Origin of the sequence: Streptomyces achromogenes, from assembly GCF_030816715.1 — a bacterium.
GTDB classification, from domain to species: Bacteria; Actinomycetota; Actinomycetes; order Streptomycetales; family Streptomycetaceae; genus Streptomyces; species Streptomyces achromogenes_A.
Map to the genome: position 1 here is coordinate 9127414 of NZ_JAUSYH010000001.1, position 25467 is coordinate 9152880.

27 protein-coding genes and 2 pseudogenes are annotated in these 25467 nt (G+C 68.6%); 18 read left to right on the forward strand and 11 right to left on the reverse strand.

Going from position 1 to position 25467, the window contains the following annotated elements; translation table 11 throughout:
• Nucleotides 1–8 precede the first annotated feature (8 nt).
• From QF032_RS40285 to QF032_RS40315, 7 genes are all read left to right on the forward strand, one after another.
• A complete protein-coding gene (locus tag QF032_RS40285) occupies nt 9–215 on the forward strand; it encodes a hypothetical protein (RefSeq protein WP_307060098.1) in 207 nt (68 codons plus the stop codon).
• Nucleotides 216–429: 214 nt separating this feature from the next.
• Nucleotides 430–1065, forward strand: coding sequence for an HAD-IA family hydrolase (locus QF032_RS40290; protein WP_307060099.1), 636 nt, complete (start codon nt 430–432; stop codon nt 1063–1065).
• Between the two features lie 84 nt (nt 1066–1149).
• Entirely contained in the window at nt 1150–1659 is a 510-nt protein-coding gene (locus QF032_RS40295; protein WP_307060101.1) for a hypothetical protein, read from the forward strand.
• Nucleotides 1656–2180 (forward strand): hypothetical protein, encoded by a 525-nt coding sequence (locus QF032_RS40300; protein WP_307049829.1) that lies wholly within the window; start codon nt 1656–1658, stop codon nt 2178–2180. The genes QF032_RS40295 and QF032_RS40300 overlap by 4 nt, the downstream gene beginning before the upstream one ends.
• 363 nt (nt 2181–2543) lie before the next feature.
• A complete protein-coding gene (locus tag QF032_RS40305; RefSeq protein ID WP_307049830.1) occupies nt 2544–2837 on the forward strand; it encodes a phosphatase PAP2 family protein in 294 nt (97 codons plus the stop codon).
• Between the two features lie 33 nt (nt 2838–2870).
• Entirely contained in the window at nt 2871–3587 is a 717-nt protein-coding gene (locus tag QF032_RS40310; RefSeq protein WP_307060102.1) for an IS6 family transposase, read from the forward strand.
• Nucleotides 3588–3894: 307 nt separating this feature from the next.
• On the forward strand, nt 3895–4206 hold the full coding sequence (locus QF032_RS40315; protein ID WP_307060105.1) for a hypothetical protein: 312 nt from the start codon (nt 3895–3897) through the stop codon (nt 4204–4206).
• Between the two features lie 65 nt (nt 4207–4271).
• On the opposite strand, the gene QF032_RS40320 is transcribed toward QF032_RS40315, so the two are convergent.
• A complete protein-coding gene (locus QF032_RS40320) occupies nt 4272–5072 on the reverse strand; it encodes an SUKH-3 domain-containing protein (RefSeq protein ID WP_307060106.1) in 801 nt (266 codons plus the stop codon).
• A gap of 133 nt (nt 5073–5205) precedes the next feature.
• On the opposite strand from QF032_RS40320, the pseudogene QF032_RS40325 reads away from it, so the two are divergent.
• Nucleotides 5206–5337, forward strand: a pseudogene (locus QF032_RS40325) (GGDEF domain-containing protein); the annotation flags it as partial.
• A complete protein-coding gene (locus QF032_RS40330; protein WP_307050559.1) occupies nt 5334–5486 on the forward strand; it encodes a hypothetical protein in 153 nt (50 codons plus the stop codon). The pseudogene QF032_RS40325 and the gene QF032_RS40330, both read left to right, overlap by 4 nt.
• A 381-nt stretch (nt 5487–5867) precedes the next feature.
• Here QF032_RS40330 and QF032_RS40335 read toward each other — a convergent pair whose 3' ends face one another.
• On the reverse strand, nt 5868–6776 hold the full coding sequence (locus QF032_RS40335; RefSeq protein WP_307060108.1) for a GlxA family transcriptional regulator: 909 nt from the start codon (nt 6774–6776) through the stop codon (nt 5868–5870).
• A 201-nt stretch (nt 6777–6977) separates the two neighbouring features.
• On the opposite strand from QF032_RS40335, the gene QF032_RS40340 reads away from it, so the two are divergent.
• On the forward strand, nt 6978–7874 hold the full coding sequence (locus tag QF032_RS40340; RefSeq protein WP_307060110.1) for an NAD-dependent epimerase/dehydratase family protein: 897 nt from the start codon (nt 6978–6980) through the stop codon (nt 7872–7874).
• A 335-nt stretch (nt 7875–8209) separates the two neighbouring features.
• Here QF032_RS40340 and QF032_RS40345 read toward each other — a convergent pair.
• Nucleotides 8210–9033: pseudogene (locus QF032_RS40345) on the reverse strand (IS5 family transposase).
• A gap of 208 nt (nt 9034–9241) precedes the next feature.
• Nucleotides 9242–9586, reverse strand: coding sequence for a LysR substrate-binding domain-containing protein (locus QF032_RS40835; RefSeq protein ID WP_373430455.1), 345 nt, complete (start codon nt 9584–9586; stop codon nt 9242–9244).
• Between the two features lie 107 nt (nt 9587–9693).
• On the opposite strand from QF032_RS40835, the gene QF032_RS40350 reads away from it, so the two are divergent.
• Entirely contained in the window at nt 9694–10710 is a 1017-nt protein-coding gene (locus tag QF032_RS40350) for an enoyl-CoA hydratase/isomerase family protein (RefSeq protein WP_307060114.1), read from the forward strand.
• A gap of 39 nt (nt 10711–10749) precedes the next feature.
• Here QF032_RS40350 and QF032_RS40355 read toward each other — a convergent pair whose 3' ends face one another.
• On the reverse strand, nt 10750–11763 hold the full coding sequence (locus QF032_RS40355; protein WP_307038907.1) for an NADP-dependent oxidoreductase: 1014 nt from the start codon (nt 11761–11763) through the stop codon (nt 10750–10752).
• Nucleotides 11764–11923: 160 nt separating this feature from the next.
• Between QF032_RS40355 and QF032_RS40360 the strand changes: the two genes are divergently transcribed.
• Nucleotides 11924–12433, forward strand: coding sequence for a winged helix-turn-helix transcriptional regulator (locus QF032_RS40360; RefSeq protein ID WP_307038905.1), 510 nt, complete (start codon nt 11924–11926; stop codon nt 12431–12433).
• 52 nt (nt 12434–12485) lie between these two features.
• Here QF032_RS40360 and QF032_RS40840 read toward each other — a convergent pair whose 3' ends face one another.
• A complete protein-coding gene (locus tag QF032_RS40840) occupies nt 12486–12548 on the reverse strand; it encodes a hypothetical protein (RefSeq protein ID WP_373430518.1) in 63 nt (20 codons plus the stop codon).
• A gap of 122 nt (nt 12549–12670) precedes the next feature.
• Between QF032_RS40840 and QF032_RS40370 the strand changes: the two genes are divergently transcribed.
• Nucleotides 12671–13561, forward strand: a complete 891-nt coding sequence (locus tag QF032_RS40370) for an alpha/beta fold hydrolase (protein ID WP_307038903.1) — start codon at nt 12671–12673, stop codon at nt 13559–13561.
• A gap of 376 nt (nt 13562–13937) precedes the next feature.
• On the opposite strand, the gene QF032_RS40375 is transcribed toward QF032_RS40370, so the two are convergent.
• A complete protein-coding gene (locus QF032_RS40375) occupies nt 13938–14570 on the reverse strand; it encodes a TetR/AcrR family transcriptional regulator (RefSeq protein WP_307038900.1) in 633 nt (210 codons plus the stop codon).
• 90 nt (nt 14571–14660) lie between these two features.
• On the opposite strand from QF032_RS40375, the gene QF032_RS40380 reads away from it, so the two are divergent.
• Nucleotides 14661–15839, forward strand: coding sequence for a saccharopine dehydrogenase NADP-binding domain-containing protein (locus tag QF032_RS40380; RefSeq protein WP_307060116.1), 1179 nt, complete (start codon nt 14661–14663; stop codon nt 15837–15839).
• Between the two features lie 210 nt (nt 15840–16049).
• Nucleotides 16050–17462, forward strand: a complete 1413-nt coding sequence (gene lpdA / locus QF032_RS40385) for a dihydrolipoyl dehydrogenase (protein WP_307038896.1) — start codon at nt 16050–16052, stop codon at nt 17460–17462.
• Nucleotides 17463–18296: 834 nt separating this feature from the next.
• Here the strand turns inward: lpdA and QF032_RS40390 are convergent.
• A complete protein-coding gene (locus QF032_RS40390; RefSeq protein WP_307038895.1) occupies nt 18297–18902 on the reverse strand; it encodes a TetR/AcrR family transcriptional regulator in 606 nt (201 codons plus the stop codon).
• A 430-nt stretch (nt 18903–19332) separates the two neighbouring features.
• Here QF032_RS40390 and QF032_RS40395 point away from each other — a divergent pair, with 430 nt between their 5' ends.
• Complete coding sequence (locus QF032_RS40395; protein ID WP_307038894.1) at nt 19333–20184, forward strand: alpha/beta fold hydrolase; 852 nt, start codon at nt 19333–19335, stop codon at nt 20182–20184.
• Between the two features lie 833 nt (nt 20185–21017).
• Here the strand turns inward: QF032_RS40395 and QF032_RS40400 are convergent.
• Complete coding sequence (locus tag QF032_RS40400; RefSeq protein ID WP_307038892.1) at nt 21018–21209, reverse strand: hypothetical protein; 192 nt, start codon at nt 21207–21209, stop codon at nt 21018–21020.
• A gap of 17 nt (nt 21210–21226) precedes the next feature.
• Nucleotides 21227–21592: a hypothetical protein gene (locus tag QF032_RS40405; RefSeq protein WP_307038889.1), complete on the reverse strand. Its 366-nt coding sequence runs from the start codon at nt 21590–21592 to the stop codon at nt 21227–21229.
• Between the two features lie 218 nt (nt 21593–21810).
• Between QF032_RS40405 and QF032_RS40410 the strand changes: the two genes are divergently transcribed.
• Complete coding sequence (locus QF032_RS40410) at nt 21811–22677, forward strand: alpha/beta fold hydrolase (protein ID WP_307038887.1); 867 nt, start codon at nt 21811–21813, stop codon at nt 22675–22677.
• Between the two features lie 391 nt (nt 22678–23068).
• Here the strand turns inward: QF032_RS40410 and QF032_RS40415 are convergent, their stop codons facing one another.
• Complete coding sequence (locus QF032_RS40415; RefSeq protein ID WP_307038885.1) at nt 23069–23641, reverse strand: TetR/AcrR family transcriptional regulator; 573 nt, start codon at nt 23639–23641, stop codon at nt 23069–23071.
• Between the two features lie 187 nt (nt 23642–23828).
• Here QF032_RS40415 and QF032_RS40420 point away from each other — a divergent pair, with 187 nt between their 5' ends.
• Nucleotides 23829–25388 carry a long-chain-fatty-acid--CoA ligase gene (locus QF032_RS40420; RefSeq protein ID WP_307060118.1) on the forward strand — a complete coding sequence of 520 codons (1560 nt, stop codon included), beginning with the start codon at nt 23829–23831 and terminating at the stop codon, nt 25386–25388.
• The last annotated feature ends 79 nt before the right edge of the window (nt 25389–25467 follow it).

Consider the following 25467-nt stretch of genomic DNA (forward strand, 5'->3'; position numbering starts at 1 on the left):
TCCACCGGTTGACCACCGAGGACATCGAGGTCGGCGCCCAGACAGTACGTCTCCACCTCGGCGATGCACCCGTCCAGCTGCCCGAGCCCGTCGCCGCACTGGCCCGCACCGTCGCCGCGAACCGCAAGGGCCACGCGACCATCGGCGCCCTGGCCCCTCACCCTGGCTCTTCCCCGGAGGCCAGCCCGGACGACCGATCAGCACCACACAGCTGACACAACGGCTGAACCAGCTCGGGATCCGGCCCAACCAGGCCCGCAGCACCGCACTCTTCCAGCTCGCCACCGAGATCCCCGCCGCGATCCTCGCCCGCACCCTGGGCATCCACACCGACGTCGCCGTCGCCTGGCAACGGCTCTCCGCCGGCGACTGGGCCAGCTACGCGGCCGAAGTGAGCTCGCGGAACACCACCACCAAGGAGTCATCACCATGACCGCTCGCCCCTACGACGCTGTGCTCTGTGACATCGACGGCGTGGTCCGGCACTGGCCCACCGCCGATGGCATCGAACGCAGCCACGGGCTTCCCGCAGGTGCACTCGCGAAGGCGGCCTTCGCCCCGTCACGCCTTCACCCCGCGATCACCGGAGAGACCACCGACGAGCAGTGGCGCTCGGCGGTGGCTGCGGACCTCACTGAAATTTGCGGATCGAGCGCCCACGCCCACGCTGCGGTCACCGACTGGTCCAACCTGGTGCCCCGCGTCGATCACGAGGTCGTGTTCCTCCTCGCCCAGGCTCGCACCATCGCAACCGTCGCTCTGGTCTCCAACGCGACCACCCGACTGGAGTGGGATCTCGCCCAGCAAGGGCTCGACGACCTCGCCGACATCGTGGTGAACACCTCTCGCGTCGGCGTCATGAAGCCGGATCCCCGCGTGTACCTCCTGGCCGCAGAACGCGCCGGCGCCCCGCTCCACCGCTGTCTCTTCATCGACGACACTGCCGCCAACGTCATCGCAGCCAGCGAAGTGGGCATGACCGCCCTGCACTACCGGCAGATCGAAGATCTCCTCACAGCCCTGGCGCCTCTCCTCAACACAGCACCAGACGCACAGCACACGTGACCCGCAGGTGCATTCGGACAGTTCCAATACCCGACGTCACCATTAGTCGGCGCCGCCGAACGGCGCCGGGAGGCCGTCGACCGCGTGACCGCCCTTCAGTTTGACCGGCACGGTCAGCGGGTCTGGCGCACAGCGAAGAGCCTGCTGGACTCCGAGCGCGTGCGCCGGGCGATCGGCGAGGTCGCCACCGCCTACGGCGTCTGCCGGGAACCGTCCAACGTGGCCGCCGGCGGTCACGCCTGCCCGCTCCGCTTTCGCTGCCTGGGCTGCGAGCACTTCAGCACCGACGTCTCCTACCTGCCCGACCTCGAAGCCCACCTCGCCGACTTGCTCCGTAGCCGCGAACGCCTGATGTCCGCCTTCGAGGCCGACGACTGGGCACGAGCCCAGGCCATGCCCTCCGAAGAGGAGATCCGACGAGTCCGACGCCTCATCCAACGCGTCAAGTCCGACCTCGACGACCTCACGCCCGAGGAGCGCGCCCAGATCGAGCAGGCCGTCAGCCTTGTACGCCGCAGCCCCACCGTCCTGCTCGGCATGCCCCGCATCGGCCAGCCCCTGCCCGACGTCCGCCCCCCGAGGACCGCCCCGTGACGACCGCAATGAACGACGGCCGAAAGGCCGGCACCGACCGCCGACGGCAGCGGGTGACCAACGCCCTCACGACAGCGGCCAGCAGCGGCTCACCCATCACCGTCTCCGGCATCGCCCGGCAGGCCGGCGTGGACCGCACCTTCCTCCACCGCCACCGCGACCTGCTCGCCCTGATCCACACCGCCGAACGCGAACCCGTCACGAACACCCCTGCTGGTTCCGCTCCTGTCAGCCGCGCCTCGCTCCAGGCCGATCTCGCCAACGCGCAGGCTCGCAGCACCCGGCTGGTGGGCCGCATCCAACAGCTGGAGAAGCGCCTCTCCGTCGCGCTCGGGGAACAGGTCTGGCACGAGTCCGGCCTCGGTGCCCCCGCCGATGTCGAGGAACTCCAGCGGACGATCACCCGCCTGGAACAGCAGACCGTCGATCTGAAGGCGTCCCTGGAGGAGCGCGAGGCCGAACTGGAGGCTGCCCGGGAAGCCAACCGGCAACTGACCAGGGCCCTGAACCAGCGCGAGTGACCAGGCCGTCAGCCCGGCACCACTTCGGGTGTGCGTCCGGGACACGGAACGAGAGTGCCCGCAGCTGTCAGCCCTGACGATCGTCAAGGTCCGGTGCTGCCGTTCGGCTCGGGTTCCCGGCTATTGCCGCTTCTACGTTCGGTCCTCATGGAACGAAAACCGCGAATGAAAGCGCGAGCCGGTCGGCTGCTCGGCACGCTGGCCGTCCTGGGCGTAGGAGCAGGAGTTGTCACCTGGCTGTCCCCCGGTGGCCTGGGTGAGGTTGGTGCTGTCGAGGTCACAGGTGGAGCTTCGGCGTCCGCGTACCGGTCGGTGACCGGGTCGGTGGCCGATGCACCGTCGTGGCTGGGCCCCCTCCTGGACATGGCCACCGAAGGCACTCTTGTGATCCTCGGAATGTTGCTGGTCTGGATGTGGTGGACGGCAATCCGCCGCAAAGACACACGGGGGATTGCCGGATCCGTTCTGACCGGTCTCGGCACCGTCGTGGCCTATGCGGTGAGCGAAGCGGTGAAGCTCGTGGTGGACGAGGAGCGCCCTTGCCGTGCGTTACGCGCAGGCGTCGAATCTGTCGCGGAATGCCCCGGAGTGGGGGACTGGTCGTTTCCAAGCAACCACGCCACCGGCGCTGTCACGTTGGTTGGCGGGGTGGGATGATCTTCTGGTTGATCGTGCTGGAAGGGGCTGTCTGTGGGGGCCGTGTCGCCGTCGTACAAGGGGCACCGGTACCCGGTCGAGGTCATCTCCCACTGTGTGTGGCTTTACCACCGCTTCCCGCTGTCATTCCGCGAGGTCGAGGAGCTCATGCTCGAGCGTGGGATCGTCGTCTCCTACGAGACGATCCGCCGCTGGTGCGCCAAGTTCGGGCAGACCTACGCAGGCGCGCTGCGCCGCCGACAGCCTCAGCCTGGTGACAAATGGCACCTGGACGAGGTCTTCGTCAAGATCAATGGAGAACAGAAGTACCTGTGGCGGGTCGTCGACCAGGACGGCAACGTGCTGGACATCCTGGTGCAGAACCGGCGGGACAAGGCCGCGGCCAGGCGCTTCTTCCGCAGACTGATGAAGAGGACCGGTGCGGTGCCGCGGGTCATCGTCACCGACAAGCTCCGCTCCTACAGTGCCGCCCACCGCGAGGTCATGCCCTGCATCGAGCACCGACAGTCGAAGTACCTCAACAACCGGGCCGAGAACAGCCACCAGCCCACCAGACAACGCGAAGGAGCGATGAAGGGCTTCCGCTCAGTGGGCGGGGCCCAGCGGTTCCTGTCCGCGTTCAGCGGCATCTCGCCCCACTTCCGGCCCCGCCGCCACCTGATGACCGCTGCCGCCCACCGAGCCGAGATGACCGTCCGCTTCGCAATCTGGGAGCTCACCGGCGTTACCGGCCTTGCCACCGCGGCCTGAGTACAGCCCGAAACTGGGCTCCACCACGCTGCGACGCACCATCAGACACCGCCCACTCAACAACGTGACAGCGCCGCTGACATCGTCGCTGATCCACTGGCACCACCCATCCGCCACGAACGCGAGCGGCGTGAACTCGACCGCCTCATGTCGATCATCAGCAACCATGAGCGAGGGGTGGCGAGCACGTGAACAGCATTCCGCTCGACAACGAGCAGGACCCAACTCGTCGGGCAATCATCGGCGCGATGAACCGGCTCTTCGCCGGCATCCTTCAGGGTCGAACGGACGGCTCAACGTTTCTCAGTTGGCTATTGAAGCAAACGTCAAACGCTGGCATCTGACTCACCAGCATGCCGATCTCCGACAGCTCTTTCAGACCAAGGCCATCGAGCTGGAGACGAAGAGGACTTCGAACGTCCATTCCTCGGACGCCTTCGAGGAGCTGAAGAAGAAGCACAAGGAGCTGCAGGCCCACTGCAGGATCTTGGAAGCGCGTCTTCAGCTCTACGCGACCACCTTGAACCTGCTGTCCCTGGAGAACGCGGCCCTCTCAGGCCGAGACGCTGACGCGACCAAGATCCGAGCCATGCCGCGGCAGCCGCAGCACATGCCCTGACAAGCACTGGAAGACCCTGGTTCAGAGCAACACTGCTGTTGCGCGACATGCGACGGTGACTTACCTCAACCGATGCGCCGTGGGGAAACGCCCAGGACGAGCTTCTCCAGCGCTTCCCGGACCGGGCCGAACGTCGCTACCCAGGTCTCGATCAGGTAGATCTCGCCGGTCTCGTCGATACCGAGGAAAAACCGGCCCTCGTCGAGCTCACCGATGGGGAAGATGTCCCGCCCAACCGTCGAGCTCCAGTCTGCGAATCGATCCTCCTCGCCCACCGCGAGTTCGGGATCAAAGGTGAAGGGCGCCCTGGCGCAGGTGATGCCTGGCCCGCTGATCTGTACGTCCAAGCCTCCGAACTCAGTCAAGAATCGTTCGGCGGCCTCATGCATCCGGACCAGTTCAGTTGCCTCCAGCATCTCGCGCCACTGCTGAATCGGGACGCGTCGCCCTGGCATCCATCCGGCCGCACACAGCGTTTCCTCGACCTCGCCGGCATCCCGCCGAGTCGCCACATCCGCTTCAACCCACGCCTGGTCCACGGGCACGTTCTCAGGCCAGCCCGGCCGCCACTGGGCCAGCCACTCGTCGAAGTCCTCGCGCAGGAACTGGCGCTCTACGGGCTTGAGTCGCACCTGCGGCCGCGCATCGGCCCACCAGACCTCGAACTCCGCCACGGTCCCTACCGTCGGCCAGCGCTCCGCGGCGGCCGGAAGTAGCAGCACGTCGACGAACCCTACAACCGTAAGGCCGATGTCAATGAAGATCCCCGTCGCACCCGGATTCGGGACCGCGGTTACCGTCCCCGAAAGCCTCTGTCCCGATCGCAAGCCTCTCCGGGCCTGGATCCACTCTTCGACGCTGACCATGAAGCACATTCTCGCAGCGGAATCAGCGCAACGGGATGATGCGCCTGCAACAGTGCTGTTGTCACGATGCCAGACGTGTCAGCAGGTCAGCCCCACCCGACGAAGGGCAGTAGCAACTCGAACTGGCGGAAGAAACGCCGCGATGTACGCAGGCAAGCACACCGGCCGCGCGGTCCTCGCCGGGCCGCAACACGCCACGGTGCCGTCCATCAACGGCCGCCGCGCCGGACGGCCGGGCACCAGCACCCTGGGGCGGGCGGCATGAGCGAAACCACCACCGCCGACCCGGGCACCTGGATCCGGGGCATCACGATCCGCCAGCCCTGGACGACCTGCATCCTCGCCGGGAAGGACGTGGAGAACAGGCCGGCCCACTGGCTTATGGGCAGCTCAGCAGTGATTCGTGGGGTCTGATCTGCTCTTTTGTGTGGTGGACATGTCCTTCTGGGGCTGATGTTGCCGCCGCGCAGCCGGGCCCCAGACGAAGGCGCGGCCTGCGAGGGATGACACCCCGCCCGACTTGGCCTCGGAGTCCTATAGCCCAGACACCAGCCGCAAAGGAGAGGGTGATCACGCGCTCGCCGCCGTGGTGGCTTTCTCGTCGTGCTCGCGCAGTGGCGGGCGAGGGGTGCTTGGCCCTTCTTCGTGCCGGTGGTGAGGGCCATGGCCAGCATGTCCTCGTCGGTGACGCCAGCTTCGCTGATGGTCTTGCCGCGCTTGCGGGCGGACTCATGGTCTTCGAGGGCGCGGTCGCGGATGTACGCGCTCCATGCCGGACATGGCCGCCACGTGCGGTCACTGACCAGTCTTCACACTCGGGCGGTGAGTGAAGGCGCCTCGGTATGCGGCCGGGGTCATGCCGATCTGGCGGCTCAGGTGCTGGCGGAGCGACTCGCCAGAGCCAAGGCCGCTGCGGCGGGCCACGTGGTCGACGGTGAGATCGGTGGTCTCCAGAAGTTCGCGGGCCCGGAGCAGTCGCTGCTGGAGCAGCCATTGGAAGGGGGTCACACCAGTCTCGGTTGTGAAGCGGCGGGTCAGGGTCCGCACACTGACCTTGGCCTGACCGGCCAGGTCTTTTAGAGAGATCGGCTGGTCCAAATGCTGCAGTGCCCAGATGCGGGCGGCGTCTAGTGAGGAGTCGGTCTTGGCCGGTAGTGGGGTCTGTACGAACTGCGCCTGCCCGCCGTGGCGCACCGGGGTGACGACGGCGGCGCGGGCCGCCGTGTTGGCCACGGCCGCGCCGTAGTCAGAGCTGATTAGGTGCAGGCACAGGTCAATCCCGGCGGCCGAGCCGGCACCGGTGACGATCGGTCCGTCCTCGGCGAACAGCCGGTCGGCGTCCACGCGCACCGAAGGGAAGGCGCGCTGCAGTTCTTCGGCCAGGGCCCAGTGGGTGGTGGCAGCGCGGCCGTCGAGGAGCCCGGCCTGTGCGAGGACGAAGGCGCCGCTGCAGATCGAGGCAACGCGCTTGCCTGCGGCGGCCGCCTCCCGCAGGGCATCCAGCGCGGCTGGCTCGGCGTCGTGCCGGCTGGCGGTTGAGGGGACGATCACTGTGTCCGCCTCCGCGACCGCCTGAAGGCCGTGCCGGATCACCACCTCGATGCCACCGGAGGCGGCGACTGTACCGGGCATGGCGGTGCACACCGTCACCTCGTAGCCGGGGTGTCCCTCGAGTTCGGCGGCGCCGAGCAGCGTCGACGGCATGGACAGGTCGAAGGGCTTACCGCGGGGACGGCCAGCACGGCGACACGATGCATGGCTAGATCCTTGGATCTCGTGGCTTTCAGGCCACTGACCCTACCCTGCGGCCGCACGGCACAGTTGGCCAAGCGGTCGGGGCCCCGCGAACCACGTTTCCCTCTTCAGGGAAGCGTTCCATTTTTGACGGATAACGGAGACAACGTCATGGCTGAATCAGTCGTCATCGGGGCAGGCGCGACAGGGGTCGCGACCGCCAGGCAACTGGCCGACAGCGGCAAGCGGGTCCGCCTCATTACCCGCAGCGGCAGCGGCCCTGACCACCCCGGCATCGAACGGATCGCCCTGGACGCGGGCCGGACCGACGAACTGGCCGAGGCACTGGCCGGAGCGACCACGGTCTTCAACGCCGCCATGACCGCCTACCAGACTTGGCCAGAGACCATGCCACCGTTGTTCGCTTCGATCCTCGCCGCGACCGAGCGGGCCGGGGCCGACTACGTGATGCTCGGTAACCACTACGGCTATCAGCAGACCACCGGGCCAGTCACCGAGCGCACCCCGATGGTCCCGAACACCCGAAAGGGCCGAGTGAGGGCCGAGCTGTGGCGGCAGGCCAAGGATGCCCACGACGAAGGGCGGCTGCGGGCCACGGAAGTGCGAGTTGGCCAGTACCTGGGCCCAGGCGCAGTCTCGGCGTTCACGCTGCTGGTCGCGCCTCGGGTCCGCGAAGGTGAACTGGCTCTCGTCCATGGCAACCCCGATACGGCGCATTCGTTTTCGTACACCGAGGACGTCGCAGCGGCACTGGTGGCGGTCAGCGGCGACGAGCGGACCTGGGGCCGGGCCTGGCACGCCCCGGTCATCACCACAACCCTGCGCCAGGCCGCGACCGGCCTCGCCGAACTCCACGGAACGCCCGAACCGCGGTTGGAGCCGCTCACCGAACGGGACCTGACACTGCTGGCTTTCACCGATCCACTGTGGCGGGAGTTCGCCGAGATGAGTTACATGTCCGAGCGTCCGTTCATCGTGGACGACAGCGATATCCGCGACACCTTCGGACTCAAGCCTTCGACCCTCAGCGAAGCGCTGAAGGCCTGACGCTGCGGTGGGCGGGCCGGGGCTTCCGGCCCGCCTCCACTTGGACGTGCGGTGCGACGTGCCCGACGATCGCCGCACGGTCCCGCGCTGCGCAGGAGCGTGTCAGACCGAGGTCCGCGACGCGCCCACGTTCATCCGAGGTCGGTGAGGTCCTGGAAGTTCTTCTCGCTTCTCCGTCCGCGAGCAATCGGTGGCATCCGCCGGGCTGCGGGGGCGGGATACGGCGGCGGCCGGTCCCAGGTCGACGCAGTGAAACCGCTCAGGACTTCGGCGTTCTTCAGCACGTCCAGGAGGTCAGGACGCCCTAGCGGCGTGCGACCTCCTCCTTAGAGGCCCTAACAAAGGCGTTGGACGTGTCGGTGGGTGATGAGGCAGGTGGCGAGACCGAGGAAGGCTTCGTGGATGTCGTCGCGTCGTTCCCATCGGATGCGCAAGCGGCGGAAGCCGTGCAGCCAGGAGATGGTGCGTTCGACCACCCACCGGAAGGTGCCCAGGCCGGTGCCGTGCGGCTGACCGCGTTCGGCGATCGCCGGGCGGATGCCTCGCTCGCGCAGGAGTCGGCGGTACTTGTCGTGGTCGTAGCCGCGGTCCGCGAACAGCGTGTCGGGCCGTCGACGGGGTCGTCCAACGGTGCCGGCCACTGCTGGGATCTTGTCGAGCAGGGGCAGGAGTTGGGTGACGTCGTTGCGGTTTCCGCCGGTCAGGGACACCGCGAGCGGGATGCCCTGGCCGTCGGTGATGACGTGGTGCTTGCTGCCCGGCCGTGCGCGGTCGACCGGGCTGGGACCGCTTTTGGGCCCCGGCGTGCGGCCCGGACGTGGGAGGAGTCGATCACCGCCCTCGACCAGTCGAGCTGGTTCTTCGACCGCAGCTTCTTCAGCAGAAGCGCGTGCAGTTGGTCCCAGACGCCGGCCTCGTTCCAGGCAGCCAGGCGCCGCCAGCAGGTCATGCCGGAGCCGAAGCCCAGTTCCTGCGGCAGGTACTCCCACTGGATGCCGGTATGCAGGACGAACAGGATCCCGCACAGCGTCTGCCGGTCCGGCACCCTCGGCCGGCCCTCGACCTGCTTTGGCCCAGGCTCTGGCAGTAACGGCTCGATGAGCGACCACAGTTCATCCGAGACGATCCACGGCCTCGACTGTCTCTTCCTCACGGCCACACCAACGATCCAGCAGGCCGACAGTCACATGATCAATAGCTTTTGTTAGAGCCAGTTACTCCCATGGTGGTGCTCCTTCTCGGGCGGGTGCCGTGCCGGGTTCCCCTGCGGCAGCCGGGTCGATGTGCCGGTCATGACGCTACTGGCTGAGTATAGAAAAGTAAACTCAGATGGGGTGATATCAGCCTCATGGATGCGAGGAGGCCCTTCAGGGCATCGGAGATGGGCCCCATCTCGACCGGGGACGTCCAACGGCGCAATCGCCCCGGGCCCTGGAGGCCGGGGGTGAGAGGTGGTCCGCTCTGATCCAGTGCGAGGTCGTGCAGTCGGTGAGGTGCTCGGTCACAAGGCGGCTGCTGGAGGGAACGCCGATGACGAGAGCAGGATCGAAACCGGACGGGCGCAGGGCGAGCTGCCGTGTCGCGGTGATGAGTTCGACCTGGAGCTTGGGGTACCGGCGGCGAACGCGTCCCAGGGCGGGGGGGCGAAGGCGGTGCCGCAGCCCCGCCGTGGCCGCCGGTAAGCTCGTCGAGGCGCTCCGCGCCTTGTGCAAGGATCTTGAGGTGCCTGGTGCCTACCCCTCAAGCCCGCGGCGCCGACGCCGAGTCAAGGAACGTGATGGCCACGACAGCCAGGTCCGCGGGGACGAGATGACGAGCCATGCCTGACACCGCTGCGGGCGAGGTTCTCGCCGACGTCTACCGGGGCGTCGGCCGCATCCTGTTGAACCGGCCCAAGGCGCTCAACGCCCTGACCACGGACATGGTCGCCGCCATCGACCGTGCGCTCGCCTCATGGGAGCAGGCACCGCTGTCCGCTGTGGTGCTCGCCAGTACCAGCACGAAGGCGTTCTGCGCCGGTGGGGACATCCGGACGATCCGCGAGCACAGCCTCGCGGGCGATGTCGAGGCCAGTGAGCGGTTCTTCGCCTCCGAGTACCGGCTCAACGCCCGGATCGCCGGGTATCCCGTGCCGGTTGTGTCGCTCATCGACGGCCTGTGCATGGGCGGCGGTCTGGGGCTGTCGGTCCACGGCGGCTTCCGTGTCGTCACCGAGCGCGCGGTGCTGGCGATGCCCGAGACCGGGATCGGGTTCTTCCCGGACATCGGGGCGAGCTACTTCCTGCCGACGCTGCCCGGAGCGATCGGCATGTACCTGGGGCTGACCGGGCAGCGGATCGACGCGGCCGATGCCCTGTACGCGGGGCTGGCCACGCATTTCGTTCCCTCGGACCAGCTGGACACGGTCGGGGAAGCCCTGGCCGACAGCCCCGACGAGCCGGTCGACGTCGTCCTGAACCGTCTCGCCGGCCGATCCCCGGTGGCGCAGAGCAGGCTGGCGGAGGTACGCGGGGACGTGGACTGGGCTTTCGGCGCGCCGACCCTCGGCGAGATCGACAAACGCCTGCGCCAACGCGACACCCCTTGGGCGGCAGCCGCGTTGGGTGCCCTGGAGTCCGCCTCGCCGCAGAGCCTGGAGATCACCCATGCCTTGTTGGCCCGGGGCAGGCAGCGCACCTTGCACGAGTGCCTGGAGGCCGAACTCGCCCTCACGCGCACGACCATCCGCACGCCGGACTTCCTGGAGGGCGTCCGCGCCGCCCTGGTCGACAGGGACCGCGCTCCCACCTGGCAACGTGCGTCGCTCGGCGGGCGGACGATGCCGTCCGTCCTGTGATGACCGTGCCGGAACGGAGGGGCTGTTGCCGGCCGCGTCTCAGTCGGTGCCGGGGACCATGGAGACCACGACCTTGCCGGCCTTGGTGCGGCCCTGCTCGACATATGCCATCGCCTCGAGGGTCTGGTCGAAGGGGAAAGTGCTGTCGATGACCGGGCGGAGTTTCCCGCTGTCGTAGAGGGCGCTGAGTTTGCGCAGTTGGGAGCCGTTGGCCTGCATGAAGAGGAACTCGTAGCGCACGCCCAGCGCCTTGGCCCGCTTGCGGACCTTGCGGCTGAGGGTGTTCATGACCAGGCCCAGGACGGAGGGGGCGCCGAGCTGCCTGGCGAAACCGGCGTCGGGCGGGCCGACAACGCTGACGGCCAGACCGCCGGGCTTCAGCACGGTCAGCGACTTCTCCAGGTTCGCCCCGCCCACGGAGTCCAGCACCAGGTCGTAGCCGGACAGCACCTTCGAGAAGTCCTCCGTGGTGTAGTCGACGACGAGGTCGGCGCCGAGGCTCCTGACCAGCTCCTCGTTCCTGGGGTTCGCGGTGGTCGCCACCGTGGCGCCGAGGTGCTTGGCGAGCTGGATGACCGTCGACCCCAGGCCTCCGGCTCCGGCGTGGATGAGTACCTTCTGCCCCGGCTTCACGTGCGCGCGGTCGACGAGGACCTGCCAGGCGGTCAGGGCCACCAGCGGCACCGCGGCCGCCTCCTCCAGGGACAGCGAGGCCGGCTTGGGCGCGACATCGTCGACGTCGATCGCGATGAACTCCGCGAAGCCTCCCACGCGCAGGTCGCGCGGACGGGCGTAGACCTCGTCGCCGACCTCGAAGCCGCGGACGGCGGAACCGACCCGCGTCACAACGCCCGCCACGTCGTGGCCGAGCACGAACGGGCGCTTGTACTTCAGGAGCTGCTTGAACTCCCCGTTGCGGACCATCTTGTCCAGCGGGTTGATGCCGGCGGCGCTCACTCTGACCAGGACGTCGCGGTCCCCGACGGCGGGCTCGGGTACCTCCGCGGCGCGTACGCCGTCCTTGCCGTACTTCTCGACGACGAAGGCCTTCATGCCGGCCGCCTTTCTGTGTGGGTGTTTCGGTGCTCGATGTGATGCTTCGGGCAGGTCCCCTTGTGCGCCCCGTTTCTCGCGTGCGGCCGGGGGAGCTGCTGGTCATGACGCTACTGGCTGAGTATAGAAAAGTAAACTCAGAAGAGGTTAGTATCACTGCATGGATGCGAGGACCGAAACTCTTCAGGACGCCGGCAGGGACCCCCGCCTGGACCGGGACACGTCGAACTGCTCGATCGCCCGGACCCTTGAGGTCGTGGGTGAGAAGTGGACGATCCTGATCCTGCGCGAGGTCTGGTACGGATCATCCCGTTTCAGTGAGTTCGAACGTGTTCTGGGCTGTCCTCGCAACCTCCTCGCGGCGCGGCTCAAGATGCTGGTGGAGGAAGGGATCCTGGCCGCCGAGGCCTACAAGGAGCCGGGCTCGCGGAGCCGGCCGAAGTACGTGATCACGCCCAAGGGTGCGGATCTGGTCCCGGCCGTGATGGGGCTCCTGCAGTGGGGTGACCGCTACCGCGCCGACCCCGAGGGCCCGGCCATGCTGTCCCTGCACCGTGGATGCGGCGCGCACGTCGACGCCCAGATCCGCTGCGACCGGGGCCACGCCGTAGAGCCGGAAGACATCGAGAGCATCCCAGGCCCCGCCTTTCGTCTGAGGCCCGCCGAGTGACCTGAGCGCGGTGGCGCCAGGAGCTCGAGGGGGTCAGTCTGCCGGGGTGTACTCACACTCCGCCTGGCCCGGCCTGGTGGAGACGGACCTTTGTGCGGTTGTCGCAGCGGGACATGGAGCACCAGCGGCGGTTGCGGGCAGGGGGAGCGGTCCACGAAGCGCAGGGCGCATTCGTCCGCACCGCAGACGCGTACCCGCCGGATATAAGACGGTTTGTCGTGCCGAGGAGGCGCGTTGATGGGACAGCCGACAGTGACGACCGGAGTCAAGCAGGTGGACGGGGTCCGCCTGCACTACGTCCGAGCCGGATCCGGCCCCCTGCTCGTGCTGCTCCACGGCTGGCCGCAGACCTCCGACTGCTGGCGGCCGGTGCTGGCGGATCTCGCGGCCGACCACACTGTCGTGGCGCCCGACCTGCGCGGCTACGGCCTGAGTGACAAACCCACGGCCGGTTACGACAAGCGGCGGATGGCTGCCGACATCGCCGGTCTCGTTGAAGCGCTCGGCTTCGAGAAGGCCGCGGTCGTGGGGCACGACCGCGGCGCCCGTGTGGCGCACCGTTGGGCGCTGGACCGCCCCGAGCAGGTGGAGCGGCTGGCCGTACTCGACATCGTGCCCACCCGGGAGATGTTCCGTCGCTTGGATGCCTCCCTCGCCTCCGGGTACTGGCACTGGCTGTTCCACATGCAACCCGACCTTCCAGAGCGCCTCGTGGGACGCGACATCCGCGGATATCTCGAGTACTTCTTCGAGCGCTGGACCTACAACCGCCACGGCCTGACACCCGAAGCAGTCGACGCCTACGTCCGGGCGTTCTCCCGTCCGGGTGCCCTGCGCGCGAGTTTCGACGACTACCGCGCCATGGAGCAGGACGTCGCCCTCGACGACATCGACGCCGCCGAGGGCCGGCGCCTCACCATGCGGGTGCTGGCGCTGTGGGGTTCCGTGGGGCTGCCCTCCCGCCTGCCGACGCTGGAAATCTGGCGCGAGTACGCGGACGACGTCATCGGTGCCGAGATCGCGGAGTGCGGCCTTTCATCCCGGAGGAGCAGCCGACAGCGCTGCTGGCGCATCTGCGGCCATTCCTGGCTGACGCAAGGGCTGTTTAGCGCGGGTTTTTGTCCATGAGCGCATCGGCGATCTCCTTGGAGAGCACCCACGATCAAGAGCGGCGAACGGATGTGTGCGAAGTAGGGAGTTGAACAGAGTGGTCAGAGCTTGGGTGTCGGGTTCCCTGTGTGAGGTCTCGGGGAGGACGCCGATGCCGTAAGAGCTTCCTGCGCACAGGCCGCTTGCGCCCATGCCGGGACTGCCGCTGAGGAAGCCGGCGAATGCCGGAAATGCCGACGCGACGATGCGGCATCTCGCCGCGAAGAACATGATGTTCCTCCGGTGGCCCATGCGGTCGGCTAGGGTTCGAGGACGAGGCAGCACGCTGACGACAGGCCACGCGGCCGAGGCGGGTCGTCATACGCCGACGCCGTCCGTCAGGCCCCGGTTCAGATCAACCGCGGGCGCTGATGTTGTCGGCCGCCACGCCCGACATCAGCAGGGTGAGCGCATGGAACGTCCTGGTCAGGGCTTCCTCTCTGTTCCTTGCGGCGGCGATGATCTGGTTGCCCTCGCACAGGCCGGCCAGCAGCAGTCTGGCGACAGTGGCGACGGGAACGTCTGGTTGCAGCTCACCGCGTTCGGCCAAAGCGGTCAGCAGCCGTTCGATGGGTGGCTGGGCGACGGTGTCGTTGATGTGCCGGTACTGCTCTCCCAGGACCGAGGGTGCCTGGGCCATCAGCTCCCGGTGCAGGGGGTCGTCGATGGTCCGCCGCAGGAAGGCGTGCGTGAGATCGGCGACCGCGGTCAGGGCGGGCTGGTCCGGCCCTGTCGCACGGATCGCCTCGCACGTCGCGTCGCTCAGGGCGCCGACCTGCTGTAGCAGTTCGGTGTAGAGCCCGGCGAACATCGCCTTCTTGTCCGGGAAGTGGCTGTAGAAGGTGCCCTTGCTCACCTGTGCCGCTCCGGTGATGGCCTCGACCGACGTGTTGGCGAACCCGTTGTCCACGAACAGTTTCCGTGCGGCCGTCACCAGGTCCGCCCGGGTCTGCTCCGCGTACATCTGTCGTCGGTTTGGGCCTCGCATGCGAACCATCGTATATTCAATGACCTGAGGTCAGTGAATGACCGAGGGTCAGTCGATCGTGACAGTGCCCTCCGGAAGGCAGGCGGAGCCGTGGAAAAGCGCAGGGTCGTGTTGCTGGGTGCGACGGGGTACACCGGGCAGCGCGTGCTCCGGGAACTGCTCGCACGAGGGGAGAAGCCGACCTTGGCCGGGCGGAGCCGCACCAGGATGCTGACCTTGGCGGACCGCTTCGAGGCGGACCTGCCGGTGGCCGAGGTCGACATCACCTCGACCGCCGAACTCACGCGCCTTCTGCAACCCAGCGATGTCGTCGTCTCCACGATCGGCCCGTTCATGCGGCTCGGTATCGCCGCGGTCACGGCAGCCGCGCGGGTGGGGGCTCACTACTTGGACTCGACGGGGGAGGGGGCCTTCGCCCGCCGCGTCCTCCTTGAGCTGGACGCCGTCGCGGCCGTCCGGGGAGTGACCCTCGTACCCGCGTTCGGCTACGACTACGTGCCGGGCAACCTCGCCGGCGCGCTCGCCCTGACGCGGGCGGGCGAGCGGGCACGGCATGTGGAGACCGGATACTTCATCACCCGTTCCGGACACGCGGACGAACTGCTCTTCCGGAGCACCCTGCGCGACGCGTACACCCTGACCACCGGAGGAACACGTCAGACGCTGGTCGCTTCGGCGGCCGGGGACGGGTTCGCCCACCGCAGCCCGCGGCCCTGGGCCACCGCCCGTGTGGTCGACGAGCGCGTCGGCAAGCGGGTGCGTACCTTCTATTACGGCGGCGTGAAACGTGCGGCCATGACCGTCCCGGGCACGGAGCATCTCGGACTGCCGGAGGTCTTCCCCCAGTTGGAGAGCGTCGAGGTGGGCCTCGGGTGGTTCGGACGGTGGACGCGCCCGGTGCAGATCGCCGCCACGGTCCAGGCGCCCTTGCTGCGCTCGGCGAAGGTGCGGGCCGCCCTGGAGCGGTGGTCCGAGCGGCTCCCGGGATCGCAGCGCGAGCCGGATCCCGACGGCCGTTCCCTGGTGATCGCCGTCGCCCGCGACAGCCGGGGCCGACCGCTGGCCACGACGGCGCTCACCGGACCCGATCCGTACGAGATGACGGGATCCCTCCTGGCATGGGGCGCCGCCCGCGCGGCACAGCCGGATGCCGTTCTCAAGCCCGGCGCGCACGGCCCGGTCGCCGCCTTCGGCCTCGACAACCTCAGGCTCGGTGCCGCCGAGGCCGGAGTACACGAAGCCGACGAGGCGTCGGCCCGCCGTCGATGAGGACTGAGCGGGCATAGATCACCGTGCCGCGCCGCTGAAGCTGACGTCGGGAAGCCGCTGCCGAGATGGCGGACCATACGGTCGCCTCCACCGGTTCCCCCTGGCGGGGGGTGGCGGATGCCGCCGCCGACGTGTTGATGAACAGATCGTTCGATCGGGAGCGATCGGCCCTCGCGGGAGTCGGTCGCCCCAGCGGAAAGGAAGCCGTCCATGGACGAGCAGGGTGAGCGCTTCGACGTCGTCGTACTCGGCGCGGGCCCCGGCGGCTACGTAGCCGCCATCCGGGCTGCCCAACTGGGCAAACGTGTCGCGGTCGTCGAAGAGAAGTACTGGGGCGGCGTCTGTCTGAACGTGGGCTGTATCCCCACCAAGGCCCTGTTGCGCAACGCCGAGCTCGCGCACATCTTCACGCGCGAGGCGAAGACCTTCGGCATCAAGGTGGACGGGGAGGTCTCCTTCGATTACGGGGAGGCCTTCCGCCGTAGCCGGAAGGTCGCGGACGGCCGGGTCAAGGGCGTCCACTTCCTGATGAAGAAGAACAAGATCACGGAGATCAGCGGTCGCGGTACGTTCCTCGACCCGCACACGCTCCAGGTGGCCGACTACGAGGGCAACACCCGCACCATCGGTTTCGATCACTGCATCATCGCTGCCGGGGCGAGCCCCAAGCTGCTGCCCGGCACCCGCCGTACGTCGCGCGTGGTGACGTTCGAGGAGCAGATCCTCGCCGAGGACCTGCCGCAGTCGATCGTGATCGCCGGTGCCGGCGCGATCGGCGTCGAGTTCGCGTATGTCCTGCACAACTACGGTGTCAAGGTCACGATCGTGGAGTTCCTGGACCGGGTCGCCCCGCTGGAGGACGCCGAGGTCTCCGCCGAACTGGCCAAGCAGTACCGGAAGTTGGGCATCGACGTCCTCACCTCGACCCGGGTCGAGTCGATCGACGAGTCGGGCGCGCAGGTCCGTGTCACGGTCACCGGCAAGGACGGCGCGCAGCAGGTGCTGGAGGCGGACAAGGTCCTGCAGGCGATCGGCTTTGCGCCGAACGTCACCGGCTACGGCCTGGAGAACACCGGCGTGAGGGTCACCGAGCGCGGTGCGATCGATGTCGACGGCCGTTGCCGCACCTCGGTCCCGCACATCTACGCCATCGGCGACGTCACCGCGAAGCTGATGCTCGCGCACGCCGCCGAGGCCATGGGCGTGGTCGCCGCCGAGACGATCGCGGACGCGGAGACCATGGAGCTGGACTACGTGATGATCCCGCGATCCACCTTCTGCCAGCCGCAGATCGCCAGCTTCGGCTACACCGAGGCGCAGGCGCGGGAGAAGGGCTTCGACGTCCAGGTCGCCAAGTTCCCGTTCACCGCGAACGCCAAGGCCCATGGCCTGGGCGACGCGACCGGGTTCGTGAAGCTGATCAGCGACGCCAAGTACGGCGAGCTCCTCGGCGGTCACCTCATCGGCCCCGACGTCACCGAACTCCTGCCCGAGCTGACCCTGGCCCAGCAGTGGGACCTCACGGTCCACGAGGTCGCCCGCAACGTCCATGCCCACCCCACCCTCGGTGAAGCGGTCAAGGAAGCCGTCCACGGCCTCGCCGGCCACATGATCAACATGTAGCGGGATGTGCTCGTCACGCGGCAACAGGGCCCGTGGGTGCTCGGACGGCTTCGCGCCCTCGAGCTTCCGAGGGCCCTGATCCTTTGGTGCGGGGCGATCGGGGGCGGGGGTTCTCGGAGGCATGTGAGAAGCTCAACGCCGAGATGTCCTTGGTCCAGGCGTCTACAAGAACGCGGGCCGTCAGTGCCGCCCCCAGCGTGACCACAAGCAGGTGGGTATCCGGGCTTCCCCGAACAGGAGGGCCCGGCAGGATCGCCCTGTACGAGATCTACGACCTGGCCACGACCTTGGCTGGGTCGCGATCCGGCTGGCTGCGGCGCCGAAGACGTCGTGTGCGATGCGGTCGTCGCTGACGAGGTCGCGGTGTGCTCTGGAGAAGTGGCAGGCGGAATCCGGCGGCGGCCGTGACACGTGCGGGTCGGGTGGTGTGCGTCGTTTTCCTGGTTCCCCGGGTTGGGCGGTCAGATCTGGACGAGGGCCGGAGGCGGCACGAACCCGTCTACTTCCCGGCCGAGCAGCGGGGCGAATTCGATGGTGGTGAGATCGCCTCCGCTCGGGCCCATGGCCTGCAGCCCGATGGGCAGTCCGCTTCGACCTGTACGACGAGCTGATGCGGCACCTGGGCGAGTCCACGAAACCCGGACCGGCCGGCTGGTCCTTGTGGCGGACGACGCCCGCGGCGTCGTGCCTGGGCGTAGAGGGTGGACGGGTCCGCGTGCAGGCTCCGGGTGTCGAGTGGACGCCTCTTCCCGTAGGGGTGTCGCGCCGCAGGTGAGGGGTTGGCGCGGCGCGGGCGGTGCGGCGCGCGCTCCGCAGTGTCTGTGTGTACGCCGGTCAGTGCGCCGTCCTGGTGTCCCCTTCGTGTTCGATGCCCAGGAGGGCGAGGGCGTTGTGGATGCCCTGTTCGAGGACTTGGTCGGCGAGCTGCGGGTCGGCGAGGGCTCGGGAGAGCTGGAGTGTGCCGGCCATCATGGCGTAGGAGCTGAGTGCCATGGGGCGGACCGAGAGCGGGTCGCCCGGCGCCAGGCGCGCGGCGATGCCGTCGGCGACCGCCAGGACGCCCTCGGTGTATGCCTGCTTGGTGGGGTGTGTGCAGCGCCCTATCTCGTCGAGCAGGGCGGCGGAGGGGCAGCCGACGTCACGGCTGTCACGGTGCCAGGGGGACAGGTACCAGCGCACGATCTGTTCGAGGCCGGCGCGGCCCGGTTGTGCGTGCGCGACGATGCTCGCGTTCTGGGCCTGCAGCTGGTCGGCGATCGTGGTGGCCACCAGGTCGTCCTTGGACGTGAAGTGGGTGTAGAAGGCGCCGTTGGTCAGCCCGGCGTCCTTCATGAGCGCCGTGATGCCCGAGCCGTCGATGCCGTCTTCCTTGAAGCGGCGGCCGGCCGTCTCGATGATCCTCTGCCTGGTGGCCTGCTTGTGCTCTTTCCTGTATCGCACCGCAACTCCTCTGCGCGCCGGGTGGGCCGCTCGCCCTCCGTCGGCTCCTCCAATGTATTGTATTGTGAACGTAATTCAATGACCCCGGATTCCGGCGCCCTCGCGGCCGGGGCGGGGCCGCCGCCCCTCGGCCCCCGCCGCGCCGGACCGCTTGCGCCGCCGGCCCGCAGGGGGTTCCGCGGCCGGGCCGCGGCACCACGGGAACCCCCTTGCGCACCCGAGTCGCCCCTGCTTAATATTATGAGCGTAATTTAATCGGGCTCGAGCCGGTGACCGAGTGATCCGAGCAGGCCGTCGGCCTGATCCACAGCCCTGGCTCGCCGCATGGGGCAGCCGGGGGCAGCGACCCCGCAGACCCGGCATGTCTTGGTGTGCTGCGTGAGCAGACCCGCGAGACATGACGGGCACCCGCCTGCAAGAGAAGGACGTCATGAGCACCTATCTGGCAGACAAGGCCGAGAACCTCACCGTGGAGGGGTCCTCCGCGACCTTCACCTACCGGCGCATGGGTCCGCAGGGCGGTGTCCCGCTGGTCCTGCTGCAGCGTTTCCGGGCGACCATCGACTGGTGGGACCCGGAGTTCCTGGACTACCTGGCCGCCGACCACGACGTGATCGTGTTCGACAACGTCGGCACCGGCTACACCACCGGCGAGCCGCGCGACTCCCTCGACGGATTCGCCGAGGGCGCCGCCGAGTTCATCGAGGCCCTCGGCCTCGCGCGGGCCGACGTGCTCGGCTGGTCCCTGGGGGGTTTCGTGGCCCAGCGCCTGGCCGCGCGTCGCCCGGAACTGGTGCGCAAGATCATCGTGGCGGGCAGCGGCCCGACCGGCTGGGTGCCCGGTGCGCCGGAGGCGAGCGAGAAGGTCCTGGGCATCATGGCCAAGCCCGACGCCGACCAGGAGGACATGCTGTACCTGTTCTACCCGGAGACGGAAGGGGCCCGCGCCTCGGGGCGCGAGCACTTCGCCCACGTCGCGCCCCGGCTCGCCGCCGGTGGCCCCGCGGTCACCGAGGCGACGGCGCAGGGCATGCTCGCCGCGATCGGCCAGCTCCTGGCAGCCCCCTTCGACGAGGTCAAGGCCGAACTGGAGTCCATCAAGCACCCCGTCCTGTACGCCAACGGCCTGCACGACGTGATGGTCCCCGCCCACGCGTCCTACGTCGCCGTCCAGCACCTGGCCGACGCCACCCTCCTCCTCTACGGCGACGCCGGCCACGCCTTCCTCTTCCAGCACGCCAGGGCCTTCACCAAGCAGGTGGCCGACTTCCTCGCCGCCTGAAGACGCCGACCGCGCCGCCGATCCCGAGCCTCGGTCGACGGCCGGTCAGCCTTCGTGCAAGGGCCGCCTCACAGCCGTGAGGCGGCCCTTGCACGGCTCCGGCCGTCATCACCGTCGAGTCCGGGCAGCCTGTGCGTACCGGCCCCGTGGCCTCGTAGCGCTCCTCGACACGGCAGGCGGCACGCACTACTGGTCGTCCGCCTGCCGTCACCCCGCGCCTGTCCTGCGACAGGGGTCCGCGGGTCTGTTCCCGTCGCCGGCAGTGTCCGGCGACCGGGACTTTCGGCGGCACGCAATTCTGTCTCGGTGCCGGGTCTCGCGAAGAGACCGTGAAGCGTCCCGTCCCGCGCGCTCACAGTGAAACGATCACACGCACCGGGCATCACCGCGTTGCCGGGCCCGTCCAGAGGGTGCCGTGGCGCTCGCTCCGCGCAGGTGGTCGACGGTGAAGGCGGCGGCGCGGGGCTCCTCGATGCGTGAGCCGCGGCCGAGCAGGGGGTCGAACTCACCCGGTCCGACGACGCGGGTCCCGAGCGACGACGACGGTGCAGTCACCGGCGGGAACGAGGATCATCACCTCGACCCATTCGCCCGGCTCGACGCCGACCTGGGTGAAGGCATTCATTCGCGATCGGTCCACGTCACGCTCGTGACGCGGTCGCGGGCATACGCCTGCGCAGTCTCCCGTGCCGGACGGCGGCCCGTCCTGGTCAGTGTCACCGTGGCCCGCAGCGTCCCCGTGGACGTGACAACGGATTCTGGATCCGTCGGGTCCGAGTCGTGCACCGCCGTGCAGCTGAGGCCCTCGCTGAAGGCGAACAGCTGATCCTGTGTCAGATCGGCGCACCTGTAGCCGTGCTGCCCCCGGCCCTGGTTGGTAGTGGACCGGCAGCCGCCCGCTCGGCTCGGTGCGCCCGGGCGGGCAGGGTCGAGGGCTTGCCCTGGACCAGGACGACGATGGGCCGGTCGAGCTTCCGGAGGGCGTCGAGGAGTGCGATCTGACGCCCCATGAGCTCCAGCGCCATGAAGCGGCCTTCCCCGGTCAGGCTGACGGTGTTGCCGACGAGCGCCGCAAGCGCTGCACCAGGTCCGCTGCGGGTGCAGGCGGGAGGTGCGCCGTACCGGTGGCGGGGGGTTCGGGGCTGAGGCGGGCGTCGTCGTGGTCCACGGTGCGCCCTCCGGTCCAGTCCTCGTCCTGGAACCCGGAGCGCAGCCAGGTCCTGAAACCGTCGTGCAGGTCGTCGGCTGTCCCCGGTCCGGGGCAGGACGGCCACGGCTCGCCGGTCACGACCAGCGTCTCGTGGCCGCCGGCGTGGGTGAGCCGCTCCTGCCCTGGTGGTTCGCTGTGCTGGTGCACCCCGGCGCCCGGGGAGCCCGTGATTCCGCCGCTGTGCATCGCGTTCGGCAAGCCCCTTGCACCCTGATGAAATTACGGTCATACTTTAATGGTTGGCGGGTTGTTCAGGGGCCTGATCCAAGGGGTTTCCCGCTTCCTGGGCCTCCTCTGGCCGCCGACCCCGGACTGCAGCCGCAGCCGGGAGACCCGGGAATCGCTCTGCGCCCACCTGCGAGGAAGCAGTAGGCCGGCGCACAGTGGCGGTAATCCTTACATTGAAGGGCACGACCGTGAACGCACGCGAAACACGAGGCGACGTGGTGACGTCGTACAAGAACGCGCAGACCCGCACCGTCACCGCCGACGGAGTGACCTTCGCCTACCGCGACCTCGGCCCCCGCACCGGCATGCCGGTCATCTTCATCACCCACCTCGCTGCGGTCCTGGACAACTGGGACCCCAGGGTCGTCGACGGCATCGCCGCCAAGCACCGGGTGATCACGTTCGACAACAGGGGCGTGGGCGCGTCAACCGGTGAGACGCCGAAGACGATCGAGGAGATGGCCAAGGACGCCGTCACCTTCATCCGGGCGCTGGGCTTCGAGCAGGTCGACGTCCTCAGCTTCTCGATGGGCGCCATGATCGCCCAGGTCATCGCACAGACCGACCCGCAGCTCATCCGCAGGCTGATCCTCGCGGGCACCGGTCCGGCCGGAGGCGAGGGCATCAAGAACGTCACCCGGATCTCCCACTTCGACACCGTCCGGGCGCTGCTCACCTTCCAGGACGTGAAGCAGTTCCTCTTCTTCACCCGCACCCCGAACGGGATTCGGGCCGGCAAGGAGTTCCTGGCCCGTCTGAAGGAGCGCACCAAGGACCGCGACAAGGCGATCGCTCTCAAGTCCTACTTCTCCCAGCTCAAGGCCATTCACCGCTGGGGGCTGGCACGGCCGCAGGATCTGTCCGTCATCAAGATCCCCGTGCTTGTCGCCAACGGTGACCACGACAGGATGGTTCCGACGTCGAACTCGTACGACATGGACCGGCGACTGCCGAACTCCGAGCTGGTGATCTACCCCGACGGCGGCCACGGCGGCATCTTCCAGTACCACGAGCAGTTCGTGCCGACGGCTCTCGAGTTCTTCGGCCGACCGTAGTAGGGCCGCGGTGCGGTCTGTACGGGCCGAGGACTGGGTCAGAGCCGTGACGCCCGGGTGGGCGGGCGGTTCTGTCACCTGTCCGACGTGACTGACCTGCTCGCTTCTCGGTCAAACGGCGCCGAGGCGGTTGTCGTGCAGGAGGGCGACGCGGAGACCGGTGTGGTCGGCGTCCCGTCCGGGCGCCAGGCCCCGGAGTGCGCTGCCGCTGCGGCGCCTGCCGAACGCGCGCGACGCCGGCCGCCGTACGAGCGGAGGACCGTCGTGTCGGTGTCGCTGCCGAGAGCGCAGTCGCCCCAGGGACCACCGGCTCAGGCTGAGCGCGCAAACGCGGGTGCACGGCGCCGGCGTCCCGGCCCATGCCAGGTGCTCACCCAGTCGGTACTGACCGTCATCGCCCGAAGGCGAGGGCGTTCTCGATCCCCTGCTCAAGGACCTCGTCGGAGAACTTCCGGTCGGAGAGCGCGCGGGACAGCTGCAGCGTTCCCACCGCCATGGTGTAGAGCCCGATGGCCTGCCCCCGGGCGGACTGCGGATCCTCGGGCGCCAGACGGGCGGCGAGCTCGTCCAGGATGGCCCTCGCGCCGTCGGTGTAGGCATCCTTGGTCGCGTCACCGCAGCGGCCGATCTCGTCGAGCAGGGCCGCGGACGGGCAGCCGTCGCCGGGGTTGTCCCGGTGCTCGGGCGACAGATACCAGCGAATGAAATCCTCGAGTCCCTCGCGGCCGGGCCGCAGCGTGGCGTACTGCTGGACCTGCGTGCGCAGCTGCTCGGCGACGACGTGGGCGACGAGGTCGTCCTTGGACTCGAAGTGGGCGTAGAAGGCCCCGTTGGTGAGCCCGGCGTCGGACATCAGCGTGGAGATGCCGGAGCCGTCGATGCCGTCCTGCTTGAACCGGTGGCCGGCCCGCTCGATGATCCGCTGCCGCGTGACCTGCTTGTGCTCCTTGGCGTAGCGCGCCACAGGGTTCCTCCCTCAACTCCGCCGGGCCATTGCCTCGTATCCCATCCTAATCCGTGATCTGACGCATGTAATATTATGATCGACAGGTGATTTTGTGGCCGACCCGCGGGCCATCGAACGGTCCCACGTGGCGGCCTCGGCCGTTGCCCGGCTCGACCGCCCCCGCCCGCAGACCAGGAGAGCAATGATGCTCAGCCCGAGCCGCAACGTGTCACGACTGCTGACTGACACCGCGTCCCGACACCCGGAGCGCACCGCGATCGTCTTCGGTGACGACCGCATCACGTATGCCGCCCTCGACGCCGCCGCCAACCGTGTCGCGAACCTGCTCGCCTCGCGCGGGATCCAGCCGGGCGACAAGGTCGCGCTGTCCTGCCCCAACGTGCCCCACTTCTCCAGCGTCTACTTCGGCATCCTCAAGGCCGGCGCAGCGGTCGTGCCGCTGAATGTGCTGCTGCGGTCTGGCGAGATCGCCTACCACCTCGCCGACTCGGACGCGAAGGCGTACTTCGCGTTCGAGGGCACGCCGGAGCTTGCGATCGCGCAGGCCGCGTGGGAGGGGTTCCGGGCGACCGATGGCTGCACCGAGTTCTTCCTGATCGAGAGCGGCGGCGCGGCCGGGGGCGGGGCACCAGAGTCGTACCAGGCGGCCGTCGCCGAGCAGCCCGTGACGTTCCGTACGGTCGAGCGCGACGAGGACGACACCGCGGTGGTCCTCTACACCTCCGGCACGACCGGCCACCCCAAGGGCGCGGAGCTGCGGCACCGCAACGTGTACGACAACGCGCTCGTCGGCCGCGACCTGTTCGCCACCGATCCCGGGCGCCCCGACACCTATCTGTGTGTGCTGCCGCTGTTCCACGCCTTCGGCCAGACCGTCGTCCAGAACGGCGCCTTCGCGTTCGGCGGCACGATCGTGATGCAGCCGAGGTTCGAGGCGCAGGCGGCCCTTCGTCTCATGCTCGCCCACGACGTGACGTTCTTCGCCGGGGTCCCGACGATGTACTGGGGTCTGCTCGCGGCGCTCGACGAGACGGTCGACGTCGCCCGCCTGGCGGCGAACCTGCGCGTGGCGGTGGCCGGTGGCGCGGCGTTGCCCGCCGAGATCCACAAGCAGTTCAAGGACCGCTTCGGTGTGACGATCCTCGAGGGCTACGGGCTGTCCGAGACCTCGCCGATCGCGTCCTTCTCCCGTTTCGGCGAGGAGCCCCGTGTCGGTTCGATCGGTGTGCCCATTCCGGGCGTGGAGATGAAGCTCATCCGCGATGACTGGTCGGATGCCGAGGGTGGCCCCGAGGCGATCGGGGAGATCGCGATCCGGGGACACAACGTCATGAAGGGCTACTACAAGCGGCCCGGCGCGACGGCCGAGGCGATCAAAGAGGGCTGGTTCCGCTCCGGCGACCTCGCCCGCAGGGACGAGGACGGCTTCTACTACATCGTCGACCGGTCCAAGGACATGATCATCAGGGGTGGCTTCAACGTCTATCCGCGCGAGATCGAGGAAGTCCTCATGGAGCACCCCTCGGTCTCCCTGGTCGCCGTGATCGGCGTACCGCACGAGTCCCACGGCGAGGAGATCAAGGCCGTCGTGGTGCGCGAGGCAGGCAGCGGCACGACCGAGGACGAGCTCGTGGCCTGGGCGAAGGAACGGCTCGCCGGGTACAAGTACCCGCGCATCGTCCAGTTCGTCGACGAACTGCCCCTGACCTCCACCGGCAAGATCCTCAAGCGCCACCTCTCCTGATCAGGCCGGCTGCCTCGACCCAGGCGGCAGAGCCAGACAGCAAGACAGGCAGCCGTCCCCGAGGTGGGTCCGGATGCGA

Excerpts from the sequence above, each read along its gene's own strand:
- QF032_RS40355 (WP_307038907.1), bottom strand. The coding sequence starts at position 11,763 with ATGAAGGCCTTCGTCGTCGAGAAGTACGGCAAGGACGGCGTACGCGCC.
- QF032_RS40335 (WP_307060108.1), bottom strand. The coding sequence starts at position 6,776 with ATGCCGTCGACGCTGCTCGGCGCCGCCGAACTCGAGGGACACCCCGGC.
- QF032_RS40395 (WP_307038894.1), top strand. The coding sequence starts at position 19,333 with ATGAGCACCTATCTGGCAGACAAGGCCGAGAACCTCACCGTGGAGGGG.
- QF032_RS40305 (WP_307049830.1), top strand. The coding sequence starts at position 2,544 with ATGGCCACCGAAGGCACTCTTGTGATCCTCGGAATGTTGCTGGTCTGG.
- QF032_RS40375 (WP_307038900.1), bottom strand. The coding sequence starts at position 14,570 with ATGCGAGGCCCAAACCGACGACAGATGTACGCGGAGCAGACCCGGGCG.
- QF032_RS40320 (WP_307060106.1), bottom strand. The coding sequence starts at position 5,072 with ATGGTCAGCGTCGAAGAGTGGATCCAGGCCCGGAGAGGCTTGCGATCG.
- QF032_RS40420 (WP_307060118.1), top strand. The coding sequence starts at position 23,829 with ATGCTCAGCCCGAGCCGCAACGTGTCACGACTGCTGACTGACACCGCG.
- QF032_RS40290 (WP_307060099.1), top strand. The coding sequence starts at position 430 with ATGACCGCTCGCCCCTACGACGCTGTGCTCTGTGACATCGACGGCGTG.
- QF032_RS40330 (WP_307050559.1), top strand. The coding sequence starts at position 5,334 with ATGAGCGAAACCACCACCGCCGACCCGGGCACCTGGATCCGGGGCATC.
- lpdA (WP_307038896.1), top strand. The coding sequence starts at position 16,050 with ATGGACGAGCAGGGTGAGCGCTTCGACGTCGTCGTACTCGGCGCGGGC.
- QF032_RS40370 (WP_307038903.1), top strand. The coding sequence starts at position 12,671 with ATGGGACAGCCGACAGTGACGACCGGAGTCAAGCAGGTGGACGGGGTC.
- QF032_RS40340 (WP_307060110.1), top strand. The coding sequence starts at position 6,978 with ATGGCTGAATCAGTCGTCATCGGGGCAGGCGCGACAGGGGTCGCGACC.
- QF032_RS40360 (WP_307038905.1), top strand. The coding sequence starts at position 11,924 with ATGGATGCGAGGACCGAAACTCTTCAGGACGCCGGCAGGGACCCCCGC.
- QF032_RS40400 (WP_307038892.1), bottom strand. The coding sequence starts at position 21,209 with ATGGCGCTGGAGCTCATGGGGCGTCAGATCGCACTCCTCGACGCCCTC.
- QF032_RS40350 (WP_307060114.1), top strand. The coding sequence starts at position 9,694 with ATGCCTGACACCGCTGCGGGCGAGGTTCTCGCCGACGTCTACCGGGGC.